We start from the raw sequence: 16,001 nt of genomic DNA on the forward strand, positions 1-16,001 counted from the left end.
GAAGTACAACGCACAGGCTCAGTCAGATCAAAGAATGGATACGCACTCCGCACGCTTTGTCAACAAGGAAGAACGACACTAATATTCGAGCCCGCGCAGAAATGCCTCTTGCCCTCACCATCTCAGTCCTGGCCCCACTATCAGCACAATAAAAAAGGCTTGCAGCATCTGCTGCAAGCCTTTGTATTATCGTGGCGGAGAGGAGAGGATTTGAACCTCCGATCGAGTTACCCCGATACACGCTTTCCAGGCGTGCTCCTTAAGCCGGACTCGGACACCTCTCCGCGTTGAGAGGCAGTAACTAACTAAATTGCCGGAGCTTGGCAAGTAAAAAATTACAGAAAAATTATCTAATTGTTACAGAGGGAGTTGCAGACTACCCCGGAACTCATCCAGACTGCCGGCTCCCACCTCTTTCAGAAGGGCTTCGACCTCATCCACCAGAGTGAACGCGAAGTCCGGGCGGAGGAAATTGGCCGTACCGACCTGCACAGCCTGCGCGCCGACCAGCAGGAATTCCAGCGCATCTTCGGCAGAGGCAATGCCCCCAATTCCGACGACCGGGACATCCACGGCCTGCACCACCTGATGCACACAGCGAAGAGCCACCGGTTTGATGGCCGGGCCGGAAAGACCGGCAATGACATTGGCGATACGGGGCTTGCGATTGTAAATATCCACTGCCATGCCCGAAAGCGTATTGATGAGCGACAGGGAGTCTGCTCCGCCATCCACGGCAGCTTTGGCGCAGGTAACGATATCCGTGACGTTGGGAGACAGCTTGACCATGACATGCTTGTCTCCGGCGCGCTTCTTGACGGCCTCGGTGACCTTGCCGATCTGGGCCGGGTCTTGCCCGAACGCGATGCCCCCTTCCTTGACGTTGGGACAGGAGACATTGACCTCCAGAGCGGCCACACCGTCTTCAGCGGCAAGCACTGCTGCCAGCTCACCGAACTCCTCCGCATCGCACGCGTACAGATTGGCGATGACAGCCACATCCATTCGCTTGAGAGCGGGCAACGCCTGTGTGATGAAATTTTCCACGCCCGGATTCTGGATGCCAATGGCGTTCAGCATGCCGCAGGGCGTTTCGGCAATGCGCGGCATGGGGTTGCCTTCGCGGGGCTTGAGAGACAAACCTTTTGCGACAATGGCCCCGAGCTTGCTCAGATCGCCGTAGGCGGCAAACTCCAATCCAAACCCAAAGGTACCGGATGCGGTCATGATGGGGTTCTTGATATCCAGACCGCCGAAAGAAACGTTCATATCCATTGGGAAAAGCTCCTACAGCTCGATGTTGCTGGTCCAGAAAACAGGCCCTTTGGTACACACCTGCACATGGTGCCCCTTGCCGTCCTTGCTTACGCAGCCAAGACAGGCACCGACACCACAGGCCATCCGATTCTCCAGCGACACCTGCGCCCGAGCGCCGAAATCCTGGGCGAAACGTTTAACCGTCCGCATAAAGGGGGTCGGGCCGCAGGAGAGGATCAAACCGTCTTTTTCAGCGTATTCCTTGATCAGGGAGCGCATGGTCTCGATAATCCCGTCCAGATCTTCGGGCTTTTCCTCAATCATACACTGCCCGCTTACCTGCTCAGAAAGCTGACCGAACGGATAACATTCCAGCGGCAACCGATGGGCGAGAAAAAGATTCAGGTTTTCCGGGTTCGGATGGGACTCGACATAACCGCGAAAAGGTGCGATTCCGATACCGCCGGCCAAAAGGAGAGTCGGCGTATCCGGCTCCACGGCAAAAGAGTTGCCAAGCGGGTCCCAAATGGTAACACTATCACCGGGCTTCATGGTCGCCAGACGGGATGTACCCCGCCCTACCTTCTGCATGAAGAGGGTCAAGGTATCCCCATCGGCGGACGAGATGGAGAACGGACGAGCCCAGAGCATATCAAGTTCCCAACCCGTCGGACGGATCATGACGAACTGGCCTGGCTTCCAGCCGCTCCAGTCGGGATACTCCAACCGAATCTCAAAAAATTCATCTGGTCTTTTTAATTGACCAACCGGGGACACTTCCAATACTTTTACAGTCCGGCAATTCCTCAAGGACATAAATAAACCCTTATGAGCAAAAAACACATACCTGAAATCATGGCCCCTGCGGGGGACACGCAATCCTATTTAGCGGCGGTGGCTGCGGGCGCGGATGCCGTTTATGTCGGCCTCAAGCATTTTTCTGCCCGCATGCAGGCCACCAACTTCTCTATCAGCGAGCTGGCGCAACTGGCAAGCCTCGGTCGCGACCGCGGCACCAAGACCTATGTTGCCATGAACACATTGGTCAAGCCCAATGATGTGGAATCCGCAGGCAGACTGATCGATCGACTGGGCCAGACCGTCAAACCCTTTGCGATCATCGTACAGGATTTGGCCATGGTCGAGCTGGCACGGCAGGTCGGTTTCAAGGGAGAAGTCCATCTTTCCACCCTTGCCATCCTCAGCCATCCAAGCGGCCTTGAAACCATCCGCAAGCTGGGCGTAAACTGCGTGGTTGTTCCCCGCGAGCTGAATCTGGATGAAGTCAAGATGATGGCCGACGCCTGCCCCAAGGATCTCGATCTGGAGATTTTCGTGCATGGTGCGTTGTGCCACTGCGTTTCCGGCCGCTGCTACTGGTCCAGCTATCTTGGCGGCAAATCCGGTCTGCGCGGACGATGTGTACAACCCTGTCGCCGTCTGTACAAGCAGGACAAGAACCACGCGCAACGGCTGTTCTCCTGCTCCGACCTCTCCCTCGATGTTCTGACCAAGCCCCTTCTTGATATCCCCAAGGTTGCGGCGTGGAAAATCGAAGGACGAAAAAAGGGCCCCCACTATGTGTACTACACGGTGCGTGCCTACCAGATGCTTCGGGACAATCCCAAGGACGCCCAGGCCAAGAAGACTGCTGTAGAGCTGCTGGAGCAGGCCCTTGGCCGTCCGACAAGCCACTCGACATTTCTACCCCAACGCCCTTTCCAGCCCATCACACCGGGCGAGGAAACCGGGTCGGGACGCCTGATCGGCGAAATAAAGCGGGATCAGAAAAAGCTGTATTTTCAGCCGAGAGAACCGCTCCATCCGGGTGATGCCATACGTATCGGCTATGAAGATCTGCCGGGACACCGGACCCTTTTCATTCGCCGCCGAGTACCAAAGCGCGGACGCATGGATATCCCGTTCTCCAAAAAGCCCGGGAACAACCACATCCCCTCCGGCACCAAGGTCTTTCTTGTGGATCGACGCGAGCCGGAATTGATGAAGCAGATCAAGGAACTGCAAGGTGAGTTGGAATTCTTCCCTGCTCCCAAGAGCAAGGAGTCGACATTTACTCCCAAGTGGCCGAAAACCGCGGCCCGCTCCAAGATCAAACCCGAAATGGTCACGTTGTACCGTACGCCGCCTCGCGGACGCACATACGGCAAGGTCGCCTTCTGGCTTGAACGCCCAACCATCGGCAAGACCCCGCAGGCACAGGTGGGACGCTCCCAGTGGTGGCTTCCGCCCGTTATCTGGCCCGATGAAGACAAACGCTATCGTTCACTGATCCGTGAGGCCGTCAAAAAAGGTGCTCGCGAGTTTGTCATCAACGCCCCGTGGCAGGCTGCGTATTTTGAGGATCGAAAAAACGTGAAGCTGGTGGCCGGACCGTTCTGCAACGCGTCCAACCGCCTCGCTCTCAATGTCCTCAAGGACCTGGGATGCTCGTCTGCGATCATCGCACCGGAACTTCCGGAAGAGGATATCCTGGCCTTGGCCCAGAATCCGCCGATCCCGCTGGGCATTGTTACCAAGGGATTGTGGCCCTTCGGCATAGCGCGATTCCTTTCGGATTCCGTCAAGATGGAAGAATCCATCAAGTCCCCGATGAACGAAGTGTTGTTTGTCCGAAAACACGGTCAGAACAACTGGCTCTACCCCGGCTGGGAGCTGGATCTTGTGGGCGAGCGCCGCACGCTGGAGCGGGTAGGATTCAGAAGCTTCATCACCATGAAGGAAGAGTGGCCGCGAAACGTGCCACGCCCGAAACGCACCAGTACATTCAACTGGAAGCTGAAGCTCCTGTAAAACGAGAGCTAACGACAAAACAACAAAAGGGCAACCTGCTGACAGGTGGCCCTTTTTCATTCACTGTCCCGTCCTGAAATAGGTTGACACCCAGAGGACCTATTTATGGAAGACAAATCCAAACAGCGAGTTAGACGCACCCAACGCGATTACACGATGGCCTTTAAATTGTCGGTTGTGGCACAGGTGGAAAAGGGCGAGATGACGTACAAGCAGGCTCAGGCTCTTTATGGTATTCAAGGGCGAAGCACTGTGCTGAAGTGGCTCAGGAAGCACGGCACCCTTGATTGGAGCAAGTCCATGGTACATTCCCGAAAAGACCCAAAAGCCAGAGAAACACCGGTCCAGAAGATCAAACGGCTGGAGAAAGAGCTTGAGGAAGAAAAGATCAAGACCGCGCTTCTCAATAAAATGATTGAGATTTCCGACCGCGAGTTTGGGACTTCTATAAGAAAAAAGCTTACCCCCGAGCTGCACGAAGTCTTCAGAGAGAAAGACAAATAAGCTTGTCTGCTTGTTGCAGGCAGCTCGGGGTCAGTCGGCAGTCCGTGTATCAGGCTGAAAAGCGCCATGATGCACGGGAAGCCATGTATCAGGAGGCAAAGGCCATGGTCCTGAACGTGCGGACCAGGATGCCCCGCCTTGGGACTCGAAAGCTGTACCACCTGTTGAAGGACGCATTTTCCGCAAAGGGAATCAGGCTCGGACGTGATGGGTTGTTTTCCCTGCTGCGGCGAGAGCATATGCTCATCAAGCGACGGAAAAACTATACAAAGACAACCAACTCGAAGCATTGGCTAAAAAAGCATCCCAACTTGTTGAAAGATGTTCAACCGAGATGTCCTGAGCAGGTGTTCGTAAGCGACATTACCTACGTGAATACACGTGAGCAAACATGCTATCTGTCGCTGGTGACAGATGCATTCAGCCGGAAGATAATGGGATACAACGTGAGCCGGGATCTCAGTGCGGAAAGCACAACCAAAGCGCTGGACGCGGCAGTTGAAAACAAGCGAAGGAGGGTGAATACAATTCACCATTCAGATCGAGGACTCCAATACGCTTCTTCGGTCTACCAGAGAAAACTCCAGGAATCCGGCATGGTTCCTTCCATGACAGATGGCTATGACTGCTATCAAAATGCCTTGGCGGAACGGATGAATGGAATTCTGAAGCAAGAGTTCATGGTCACCAAATGCAACGACTTTGCAGAGCTCAATACCCTGGTGAGGGAATCCGTTGAGATATACAATTCACAACGGCCACATCTCAGCCTAGGAATGAGAACGCCAAACGATGTACACGAATCAGGCTGTGGGGCTAGCCCCACAGCCTGATTGAAACCTTCAAAAACCGTCAACCTATTTCAGGACGGCTCACACTAAAATTCAGTCGATTATTTGAACGTCTTGCCACTCCACCCAAACAGGTGCCGTTCAATGGAACCGAAAGAGATGTACGCGCGTTCGGACGCTACACCGAGAGCCTGCTGTATCACCACAGCCAAAGCTGCAGAGAACTCTTCGGTACGATCTTCCGGCAGGCCGATGGAGTCAAGTGTAACAAAGGCGGCCGGGCTGTCCTCACCGCCGAACAGCATGGTTTTGTCATGCTCAACGATGGTCAGGACATAGGACTCGGGCTTGCCCAGCATATCCGCCACAACAGAAGAAAAATGCTGAGCTGTTTTTACAGGCTCATCCAGCGAAACGTTGGTCTCCACTTTGATCAGCGGCATGCAGCCTCCCTATAGCGTGATGGTTCCTTTCATGTACGTCACGGCCTGTCCGGCGATCTTCACCCTGTCGCCCAGATTGGCACATTCCAGAACCCCACCGCGTCGGGATGCCTGATACGCAATCAGGGAATCTTTACCCAAGCGGGCAGCCCAGTAGGGAACGAGCGTGCAGTGGGCAGAACCGGTAACCGGATCTTCCAGAATGCCCTCTTCAGGCACAAAGGTGCGGGAAACAAAGTCGTAATCTAGGCCCGGAGCCGTGCAGATCATGCATACGCCATCGAGCTGAACAACCTTGGCAAAATCAGGTTTGAGATCCCGAACAGTCTGTTCATCCTCAAACACGGCCATCATGTCGCGTTTGCCCATGAACAGTAAATCAGGACGAACACCGAGGGCATCGGACACCCGCTCGGTCACCTGTATTTCTCGCACGCCCCATGCCGGGAAATCCATGGAGTATCGTCCGTTGTCACGGTCCACAAAAAGACGGCCGCTTTTGGTCTCAAAGACAACGGCCTGATCGGTGTAATCGAGAAACTCGTAGATGACATGGGCGCTTGCCAACGTGGCATGACCACACAGGTCAACTTCGGTTTCCGGCGTGAACCAGCGCAATTCGAAGTACTCGCCTTTGCGGACGAAGAAAGCGGTCTCGGACAGATTGTTCTCTTCAGCGATATGCTGCATCAACTCGTCGGACAGCCACTCATACAAAGGGATAACCGCTGCAGGATTACCGCTGAAAACCTCTTCGGCGAATGCGTCCACCTGATAGATTTCCAGTTCCATGGTTCCCCCTTGTGTTAAAATGTCTGCTTGAACAAGTCGTCAGCCGATGCGGGAACATCCTGACCGCTGGAAGTATCCGGCGCCATTTCCGTGGGCTCTGTTCCTGCCTTGAAGGGAAGGAAGTAGTCACGCTTGGAGCTTGGCGATGCCAGCTTGCCGGAGTCCCCATCTACACGGACCATAACAATTCCCGGAGGCTGGGGGAAGTCCTCGTACGGATAATCCTCTTCCACCTCTTTGCGGTACATGACCCAGATGGGACTGGCCGCACGGGAGCCGGTCTCCCATTTACCCATGGGTGTGAGCTGATCAAAGCCAACGAAAACACCGGTGAGGAGGTAGGGAGAATAGCCCATATACCAGGCATCCTGTTCCATGTTGGACGTGCCGGTCTTACCCGCCACAGGTCTTCCGAGGACCTTGGCTCGCCAGCCGGTGCCATTCTGGACAACGTGTTTCATGAGCGTCGCCATGATGTATGCGGTCTGCGGGCTGATGGCATCGACAGTCTCGGGCTCGGACTTATACATTTCTTCGCCCCACGCTGACTTGACGGACAGCACGGTGCGCGGCTTGATGTAGGAACCGTCGCGAGCAAAGGCCGTGTAGGCTTCACAGAGATTGTAGAGTGTCACAACACCTGAACCGAGCGCCACGGACAAATCTTCCGGGAAATCAGCTTCCAGACCCAACGCCTTGGCTCGGTCAATGATCCGCCTGATGCCGATCTTCTGCGCCACACGAATGGTGACGAGGTTCTTGGATTTGACAAGGGCCGTGCGGAGCAATGTCGGCCCTTCATAGGTGCCTTCAAAGTTCTCGGGACGCCACAGTTTGCCCTTTTCATCATCGGCGTAAACAATCGGCGCATCGAGCAACATGCTTGCAGGAGTCAAGCCGCTGTCTATGGCTGTAGAATATACCACAGGCTTGAAAGCGGAACCGGGCTGGCGCTTGGCCTGAGTGGCGCGGTTGAACTGACTTTTATGGAACGAATAGCCACCGACTAGGGCTACCACTTCACCGTTTTTCGGCTCTACAGAAACCAGCGCTCCTTCGACTTCGGGCATCCGCTCAAGGTCGAGAACCCACGTGCCTTCGGGTTTCTCGGGAGACTTGTCCACCGTGGCCCATACAACATCACCCTTTTTGAGAATCTTGCGGGCATCAGTCGGGTTGGGCACATCTTCATGGCTTTTCTTGATATCCGGCTCGCGAACCCACCAGAGATTCTTGATGGGAATAATTCCCTTGAATTTACCAAACCGGACATAAACAGTATCTTTCTGGACCTTGTCCACATACGCTTTAAACGGATCGGACTTTTCCAGTAAATTTTCCGTATCCTGCGGCCCTTCATCCAATATGATGGCAGCATCGGCCGGACTGACATTGGCCTCTGGTCCGATCCAACCACGGCGCTTGGCGGAATTGAGCAAGCCACGTCGCACAGACTTCTCGGCTGCTTCCTGATGCTTGAGATCACAGGGAGTCGTGACAGTCAGACCGGCGTGATACACGGCCTCTTCGCCAAACTCTTCGATGAGCCAGCGACGTACTTCTTCGAGATAGTACGCCCCAACACCCCAGGACGGATCAGGCATGGCCTTGAGCTCAATCTCCTCAGCCATGGCTTCCTCATACTGCTCCGGGGTGATCCATTGCAGATTACGCAACTGCTGTAATACGTAGCGCTGACGAAGCTTGGCCTGCTCCCAGTTACGGTAGGGATTGTAACGGCTGGGAGCCTGAGGCAAACCGGCCAGCATGGCGGATTCAGCAATGGTCAGGTCCTTGGCATGCTTGGCAAAATAGGAACGGGCAGCAGCCTCAATTCCATAGGAACGGGCGCCCAGATAAATCTGATTGAGATAGATGGTGAGGATTTCATCCTTGGTCAGATAATTCTCCAACCGGAAGGCAAGGATGGCCTCTTTGAGCTTGCGTCGGTAGCTCCGCTCAGAAGTCAGGAGCAGGCGCTTGATGATCTGCTGCGTGATGGTGGAGCCGCCCTGCTTGGTGCGTCCAGCCTTGACGTTGGCAACAAAAGCGCGGGCAATAGCGGTGATATCAACACCGTCGTGCTCGTAAAAGCTTGCATCTTCCGCTGCGAGAAATGCTTTTGGCGCCCACTCGGACATCTGATCGAGGGTGACCAGAAAACGCTTTTCCTTATAGAAGTACCCGAGGACCTGATTGTCCTTGGCATAAACAGTAGTAACCAGCGACGGATTATAGTCGGTAATGTTCTTGAATCCGGGTAAATCCTTGGAAGCCCATTGATACAGGCCTATGGCACCGCCAACACCGAGCACCACACAGACAAGAAACACCACAAGCAGAATTTTCAATATTTTCATAGATATCAGAAACCTTTGTTAACCTTGCACGCCCCTTTGGTCGGCGGCAGCCCCCATACCAGACGCAATCGTCCGTACAGGTCTTTCACATCGGCTTTATTCATGTCCAACGAACGCAGCATCCGAATGAGCGTCCGTTCCTCCCGTCTGGCCAGACAGATGGGAGAATCAAAAAATATGACATCACAACCGACCATCCAAAAAGGAAACAGGCGGCAGTAATACGGGCGGGCTTCCTTGGGAATCTCGCACCCTTCCGGACCGAGAAAACGACAGGCGCCCATGGTGTCCACGGCAAGACGAAAATGCTCTTTTCCTTCAGGAAACAGCTCGCGAACCAATTCTTCCTCACCGGGGAACAACCGGCATACGTAGTCCACAAATGCCTTGGAATTGGGTGACAGGACAAAACCGCCGGTATGCGGCACGTGCTCCTGAATCCGCTCTTTCTCTATCTGTGAGAGCGGGAAGCAGAATTCCTCCTGACCGGTGGCAATGCGGCAGCACGTGGGGCCCTGCAAGGAACACCGTCTGCAAACATCGCTATCGCCCACTTGGGTCAGAGTCATGAATTCTCCCGCCACAAGGCGGCTTATTTGGCCGGGCCGGAACCGGAAAAACGCAGAGCGCCCTTGCCCAGCAGGTCATGCAGGTGGACCATCCCCACCAGTGCGCCATCATCATTGACCACTGGCAGAACTGTTATCTCATTCTGCTCCATCACATCAAGGACATGAGCCGAGGATTCACCCACCGTAGCCCGCTTCGGGCCTCGGGTCATGACTTCCGCCACCGGACGGTTCAGGTCAAAGGGACCACAGCACACCTCGCGGCGCACATCGCCATCCGTAAACACGCCCTCAAGCAGACCGTTTTCATCAATAATGCCCACGAGACCAAGGCCTCCGGCATTCAAAATTTCCAACGCATCTTTCAACGAAGCATCCACGCTGACCGTCGGCAAGTTGTCGCGGTGCATGAGTTGATCCACGCAGGATGCCAATCGCTGACCGAGTGAACCACCCGGATGAAACTTCTTGAAATCATCACGGCCAAAGGACTTCCACTCCATCAGGCAGACCGCAAGCGCATCCCCCACTGCCAACTGTGCAGTGGTGGACGCCGTGGGAGCCAGCCCGATAAGGCAGGCTTCCTTGGGAACGCTGACCTGAATGGTGATGTCCGACAGCTCAGCCATGGCCGAGGCCGTATTACCGGTCATGCAGATAACGGTCGCCCCGATGGCCTTAAGCGTCGGGATGATCGCATTAACCTCATCCGTGCCGCCGGAATTGGACAGGGCGAGGATGACGTCCTCATCCCTGAGCATGCCCATATCGCCATGCGCCCCTTCCACCGGATGGAGGAAAAAGGAAGGCGTTCCGGTGCTCGACAATGTAGCCGCAATCTTTCGACCGACAAGGCCGGATTTGCCAACGCCGGTAACGACCACGCGCCCGGTACATTGGGCCATGGCCGTCACGGCCTTTTCAAACGAAGGTCCCAGCTGCTGACTGACCGACTGCAATCCTTCGATTTCAGTTTGCAGTACGTCACGAGCCAGTTTCAGCCAGTCATTATTGGCAGAGGTGCATTCCATCAGGTGATGCTCCGTTAACAGTATTCCTTGATGATCCCGGGAGTGGCTTCGAGACAATCCTTGCCCATCTTGTCTGCCAGAGGAATGGGATAATTACCGTCGAAACAGGCGAGACACCAGGCATCGTCTGCGGTCACGGAATCCACCAGACCGGGGATGGTCAGATAGTGCAGCGACTCAATGCCGAGGAAGCGCGCGATATCTTCGGGGCTGTGATTTGCGGCAATCAGTTCACCCTTTGAGGAGAAGTCGATGCCGTAATAACATGGATGCTTGATGGGCGGGCAACTGACACGCAGGTGAATTTCCCGAGCGCCGAGTTCGCGAAGCTTTTTCACACGGGCACGGATGGTCGTGCCGCGAACGATGGAGTCCTCGACAATGACGATACGTTTGCCCTGGACCATGGATTTGACCGGATTGAGCTTCACTCGAACAGAGAAATCGCGCATGTCCTGCGAAGGCTGAATGAATGTTCTGCCCACGTAGTGGTTGCGGATCATCGCCAGCTCCAGCGGCAGACCGGATTCCTGGGAATACCCAACAGCAGCGTAGTTCCCTGAATCAGGGAACGGCATGACAAAGTCGGCATCGACCGGGGCTTCCTTGGCGAGCATGGCACCCATGGCCTTGCGGCGTTCATAGACGACATCACCGAAAACAGTGGAGTCGGGACGAGCAAAGTAGATGAGTTCGAAGATACACTGGCGTTTCGGCTGGGAATCGCAGTAGTGCGTGCTCGACATCTTCCCGTCCTGGACGACAATCATCTCCCCGGGATTGAGCGGACGGAGGTACTCGGCCTCCACCAGATCGAACGCACAGGTCTCCGAAGCAAAGACGTAGGAATCACCTACGCGCCCCAAAGCCAGAGGACGGACGCTATTGGGGTCCTTGATGGCGATGAGCTTGTCATTGGCCAGGATCAACATGGAAAAAGCGCCGCGGATGCGCTTGCACGCTTCAGCTATGGCCTTTTCAATGGAATCCGTTTCATGCAGGAACTTGATGATGAGGTGGGCGATAACTTCCGTATCCATGGTGGTCTGGAAGATGGAGCCGTTCTGCTCCAGTTCACGACGCAACTCATAGGTGTTCACGAGGTTGCCGTTATGCGCCAACGCCAATCGCAGGTTGCCGTGGCGAACGATAAAGGGCTGCGCATTTCTGATCAGGGAAGCACCGGTTGTGGAATACCGGATGTGTCCCATGGCGATATTGCCCTTGAGTTCCTTGCTCAGGTGGCGTTCGCTGAACACGTCCGCCACCAGGCCCATTCCCTTCTGCTCACGAATCTTTTCGCCATCCCAGGTAACAATACCCGCGGACTCCTGCCCACGATGCTGCTGGGCATACAGTCCGAAGTAGGTCATTCTGGCAGCTTCTTTGCTGCCGTAGATACCGAATAATCCGCAATACTCTTTTTTCATGCCGTCTCTCTCGTCAATGAAGGCGCTTATTGGCCGTAGTATTTTTGGAGGGACTCGACCTTGAGGCCTGTCTCCTTGAGTTCGTGAATTGCCTGAGCAATGGCCCGGGCACCCGCCACCGTGGTGGTGTAGGGAATGTCATACAGCAAGGTGTTCTGGCGGATCATCTTGGCATCACCAACAGTCTTCTTTCCGGAAGGCGTGTTGATGACCAGATCGAAGTCGCCATTTTTGATGTGATCAACCACATGCGGCCGCTGTCCTTCGTGTACTTTGTAGACCTTGCGGACATCCACACCCTTTTCGATGAGGAAGTCGGCGGTGCCTCCGGTCGCAACAACCTCGAAGCCCATGGCCAGGAAGTCTTTTGCCACCAGTACAATTTTGGACTTGTCCCAATCGTTGACCGACATGAAGACGGTTCCGCCTGTGGGCAGCTTTTGTCCTGCAGCCAGCTGCGATTTCATGTAGGCAAGGCCGAAGCTCGGATCGATACCCATGACTTCACCGGTGGAGCGCATTTCAGGCCCGAGAAGGATGTCGACATTGGGGAAGCGGCTGAACGGGAACACGGACTCCTTGACGGAAACGTGTCCGCGCTTGCGCATGCTCTTGGGATCGAGATCCTTGAGCTTCTCGCCCAGCATGACGCGTGTGGCGAGCTTTGCCAGCGGAACGCCGGTGGCTTTCGACACGAACGGCACCGTACGGGAAGCGCGCGGGTTGACCTCGATGATGTACACTTCGCCGTCCTTGATGGCGAACTGCACGTTCATCAGGCCGACAACGCCAAGCTCTTTGGCCATGGCAATGGTCTGCCGCTCGATCTCGCGGATGAGTTCCGGGCTGAGGGAGTACGGAGGAAGAACCGATGCGGAATCACCGGAGTGAATGCCCGCTTCTTCGATGTGCTCCATGACGCCGCCGATGTACACATCGTCACCGTCAGCCAACGCATCAACATCCACTTCGATCGCGTATTCGAGGAATTTATCGATAAGCGTGGGATGCTCGGGCGAGACCCGTGCGGAGTGACGGAAGTAGTGCTCGAATTCGTCCATGGAGTAGACGATGTCCATTCCACGTCCACCGAGGACGTAGGAAGGACGAAGCACCAGCGGGAAGCCGAGGTTTTCGGCGATCTCGCGGGCTCCGCTCATGGACATGGCCGTTCCGTTGGGCGGCTGCTTGAGATTGAGCTTGTTCAGGAACTGCTTGAAGCGCTCGCGATCCTCGGCACGGTCAATGGCGTCAGGGCTGGTACCGATCAAAGGCACGCCTGCGTTCATCAGCCGGATGGCAAGGTTGAGCGGAGTCTGGCCACCAAACTGGACGATGACTCCATCGGGCTTTTCAAAGTCGATGATGTTCATGACATCCTCGAAAGTCAACGGCTCGAAGTAGAGCTTGTCCGAGGTATCGTAGTCGGTGGAAACGGTCTCAGGGTTCGAATTGACCATGATCGACTGAACTCCCAGTTCCTTCAACGTGAAGGAGGAGTGACAGCAGCAGTAGTCGAATTCGATTCCCTGCCCGATCCGGTTGGGACCACCACCAAGAATGACGATCTTCTTGATGTCGTCACGCTTGTTCTCCTGACCGGTTTCATAGGTCGAGTAGTAATACGGGGTATACGCCTCAAACTCGGCAGCACAGGTATCGACGAGATAGTAGGTCGGCTCGACACCAAGCTCTTTGCGCATGGTTCGGATAGCGTCTTCACTGGTCCGCCACATGGCAGCAAGCTGCGCATCGGAATAGCCGTATTCCTTGGCCTCGCGGAGCATGTCTTCCATGCCCTCGACATCTGCACCGACGCCTTCGGACTTGCCGAATGCGATCAGGCGCTGTTCCATCTCAAATATTTCGACGAACTGATGCAGGAACCACGGATCGACCTTGCAGGCCTCATGCACCTCTTCGACGGTCATGCCGCACCGGAGCGCATTGCGCAGGGCAAAAATGCGCTCGGAGTTGGGACGGCGCAGAAGCTTGAGCACTTCAGACTTGTCGATATCACAGGTATCAAAGCGCTTGCCCAGACCGATGTGACCGGTCTCCAGGGAGCGTAGCCCTTTCTGGAGCGCTTCCTTGAAGGTTCGGCCGATGGCCATGGTCTCACCAACGGATTTCATGGCTGTGGTGAGATAGTCCTCGGTGCCGGGGAACTTCTCAAAGGTGAACCGGGGGATCTTGATGACACAGTAGTCAATGGCCGGTTCAAAGGAAGCCATGGTCTCGCGAGTGATGTCGTTGGGTATTTCGTCCAGGGTGTAACCGACAGCGAGTTTGGCTGCGATCTTGGCGATGGGAAACCCGGTGGCCTTGGAAGCCAGAGCCGACGAACGGGACACACGCGGATTCATTTCGATGATGATGATCTCACCATCTTCCGGGTTGACGGCGAACTGCACGTTGGAACCGCCGGTCTCAACGCCGATCTCACGCATGACGGCCAGCGATGCGTCACGCAGGCGCTGATACTCGTCGTCGCTCAGGGTCTGTGCCGGAGCGACCGTGATCGAGTCACCGGTGTGCACACCCATGGGGTCGAGGTTTTCGATGGAACAAATGATGACACAGTTGTCCTTCTTGTCCCGCATGACCTCAAGCTCGTATTCCTTCCAGCCGAGGATGGAACGTTCGAGCATGATTTCGCTTTTCATGGAAAGAGCAAGGCCGTTGGAGCAGATTTCTTCCAGCTCCTCCATGTTGTAAGCAACGCCACCACCGGAACCGCCCAGCGTATAGGCGGGTCGAACAATGATCGGGAACGGAATCTTCTGCCCCCACTCACGCACGTCGTCCATGTTTCGGCAAATGCCGGATTCCGGCATGCCCAGGCCGATGTTCTCCATGGCCTGTCGAAATTCTTCACGCGATTCGGCTTTGTTGATGGCCTCGATGTTGGCACCGATCAGTTCCACATTGAACTTTTCAAGGATGCCCATGTCGGCAACGGCCAATGCCGTATTCAGTCCGGTCTGTCCCCCCAAAGTCGGCAAAAGAGCGTCGGGACGCTCTTTCTCAATGATTCGGGCTACGGTTTCCGGCTCAATAGGCTCTATGTAGGTGGCATCCGCCAACTCGGGGTCGGTCATGATTGACGCAGGATTCGAGTTGACCAAAACAACCTCGTACCCTTCTTCTTTCAGGGCTTTGAGTGCTTGGGTGCCCGAATAGTCGAACTCGCAGGCCTGCCCGATAACAATAGGGCCGGACCCGATCAACATGATCTTTTTGATGTCTGTGCGTTTCGGCATTCTTTATGAAAAGTTGAAGTTACGGCATTTTTCAGGTCGGGAAAAACAGTTAGCTCGTCCGTCCAGCCAGGCAACGCCGCCACCCGCCGGACAAGCAGATTACATATAGTGTTATGCGCCGAAACGCAATGCAAAAACATGACGATTCCCATACGGAACCAAGACGAATCCTCGACATCCCTACTTTGTTTTACCAGTTGCCAAAACGTGTTAGCCCCTCATGACAATGCCGGTATTATACCGAGGATAGCGTCCATGACTTACCGCAGTTCTGCCATTCAATCAGCCATGTTAGCCTCTCCTCCTCCCCTCCCGAACACCCACTTAGCGAATCTCCTCTTTTCCGTTGACAGTGTCGATCTTGAAACTTATTCTCAACCTCAACAAACTTTGAGGGAAGCTATGACACAAAAACCGTTGACCCATTACCCGTCCGGGAGTGTGGTCCGTGTTGCCGACATTAACGGCGGACAAGGAGCTCGCTCCCGAATGCTGGCACTTGGAATGACTCCCGGCTGTCCCGTGGAAGTTCTGGCCGAAGACCACAGTGGCTGCCGTGTTCGAGTACGGGGATCCGAAGTGGTCCTATGCTGCGGACTGGCTGAAAAAATCCTGGCAGTCGAGAACGAAGCGTCGGAAGGACCGCACTGCGACTGCTGCCCGACCCAGCACATGAAAGCATCCTAACCAACTGACAACACATATTTTTACAAACGCCCTGCCCCTCACAGCCAGGGCGTTTCCTATTGC

Annotated in this window: 12 protein-coding genes and 1 tRNA gene; 3 read left to right on the forward strand and 10 right to left on the reverse strand. The window is 55.1% G+C overall.

The window, feature by feature from the left end; genetic code table 11:
* Nucleotides 1-192 precede the first annotated feature (192 nt).
* The 3 genes from DPRO_RS06090 to DPRO_RS06100 form a co-directional block, all read right to left on the reverse strand.
* Nucleotides 193-284 (reverse strand) — tRNA-Ser (locus tag DPRO_RS06090).
* 73 nt (nucleotides 285-357) lie between these two features.
* On the reverse strand, nucleotides 358-1,275 hold the full coding sequence (locus tag DPRO_RS06095; RefSeq protein ID WP_097011251.1) for a dihydroorotate dehydrogenase: 918 nt from the start codon (nucleotides 1,273-1,275) through the stop codon (nucleotides 358-360).
* Nucleotides 1,276-1,287: 12 nt separating this feature from the next.
* Nucleotides 1,288-2,073 (reverse strand): iron-sulfur cluster-binding protein, encoded by a 786-nt coding sequence (locus DPRO_RS06100; RefSeq protein ID WP_097011252.1) that lies wholly within the window; start codon nucleotides 2,071-2,073, stop codon nucleotides 1,288-1,290.
* 12 nt (nucleotides 2,074-2,085) lie between these two features.
* Between DPRO_RS06100 and DPRO_RS06105 the strand changes: the two genes are divergently transcribed.
* Nucleotides 2,086-4,068 (forward strand): peptidase U32 family protein, encoded by a 1,983-nt coding sequence (locus tag DPRO_RS06105; protein WP_097011253.1) that lies wholly within the window; start codon nucleotides 2,086-2,088, stop codon nucleotides 4,066-4,068.
* Between the two features lie 105 nt (nucleotides 4,069-4,173).
* A protein-coding gene (locus DPRO_RS06110; RefSeq protein WP_097010824.1) for an IS3 family transposase occupies nucleotides 4,174-5,405 on the forward strand; the annotation gives its coding sequence in 2 pieces (ribosomal slippage) (nucleotides 4,174-4,528 and nucleotides 4,528-5,405; 1,233 coding nt in all).
* A gap of 59 nt (nucleotides 5,406-5,464) precedes the next feature.
* On the opposite strand, the gene DPRO_RS06115 is transcribed toward DPRO_RS06110, so the two are convergent.
* From DPRO_RS06115 to carB, 7 genes are read right to left on the reverse strand one after another with little or no spacing between them, the layout of a single operon-like run.
* Nucleotides 5,465-5,806 carry a phenylpyruvate tautomerase MIF-related protein gene (locus DPRO_RS06115; protein WP_097011254.1) on the reverse strand — a complete coding sequence of 114 codons (342 nt, stop codon included), beginning with the start codon at nucleotides 5,804-5,806 and terminating at the stop codon, nucleotides 5,465-5,467.
* A 9-nt stretch (nucleotides 5,807-5,815) separates the two neighbouring features.
* Nucleotides 5,816-6,598 (reverse strand): PhzF family phenazine biosynthesis protein, encoded by a 783-nt coding sequence (locus DPRO_RS06120; RefSeq protein ID WP_097011255.1) that lies wholly within the window; start codon nucleotides 6,596-6,598, stop codon nucleotides 5,816-5,818.
* A gap of 14 nt (nucleotides 6,599-6,612) precedes the next feature.
* Complete coding sequence (locus tag DPRO_RS06125) at nucleotides 6,613-8,958, reverse strand: penicillin-binding protein 1A (RefSeq protein WP_173806746.1); 2,346 nt, start codon at nucleotides 8,956-8,958, stop codon at nucleotides 6,613-6,615.
* A 5-nt stretch (nucleotides 8,959-8,963) separates the two neighbouring features.
* Nucleotides 8,964-9,527: a YkgJ family cysteine cluster protein gene (locus DPRO_RS06130; RefSeq protein ID WP_097011256.1), complete on the reverse strand. Its 564-nt coding sequence runs from the start codon at nucleotides 9,525-9,527 to the stop codon at nucleotides 8,964-8,966.
* 23 nt (nucleotides 9,528-9,550) lie between these two features.
* Nucleotides 9,551-10,558, reverse strand: coding sequence for a KpsF/GutQ family sugar-phosphate isomerase (locus DPRO_RS06135; RefSeq protein ID WP_097011257.1), 1,008 nt, complete (start codon nucleotides 10,556-10,558; stop codon nucleotides 9,551-9,553).
* A gap of 14 nt (nucleotides 10,559-10,572) precedes the next feature.
* Nucleotides 10,573-11,988, reverse strand: a complete 1,416-nt coding sequence (gene purF / locus DPRO_RS06140; RefSeq protein ID WP_097011258.1) for an amidophosphoribosyltransferase — start codon at nucleotides 11,986-11,988, stop codon at nucleotides 10,573-10,575.
* 26 nt (nucleotides 11,989-12,014) lie between these two features.
* Nucleotides 12,015-15,251 carry a carbamoyl-phosphate synthase large subunit gene (carB, locus tag DPRO_RS06145; protein ID WP_097011259.1) on the reverse strand — a complete coding sequence of 1,079 codons (3,237 nt, stop codon included), beginning with the start codon at nucleotides 15,249-15,251 and terminating at the stop codon, nucleotides 12,015-12,017.
* A gap of 402 nt (nucleotides 15,252-15,653) precedes the next feature.
* On the opposite strand from carB, the gene DPRO_RS06150 reads away from it, so the two are divergent.
* Nucleotides 15,654-15,938, forward strand: coding sequence for a FeoA family protein (locus DPRO_RS06150; protein ID WP_097011260.1), 285 nt, complete (start codon nucleotides 15,654-15,656; stop codon nucleotides 15,936-15,938).
* Nucleotides 15,939-16,001: the final 63 nt, after the last annotated feature.

It is taken from the genome of Pseudodesulfovibrio profundus (assembly GCF_900217235.1).
Classification (GTDB): domain Bacteria; phylum Desulfobacterota; class Desulfovibrionia; order Desulfovibrionales; family Desulfovibrionaceae; genus Pseudodesulfovibrio; species Pseudodesulfovibrio profundus.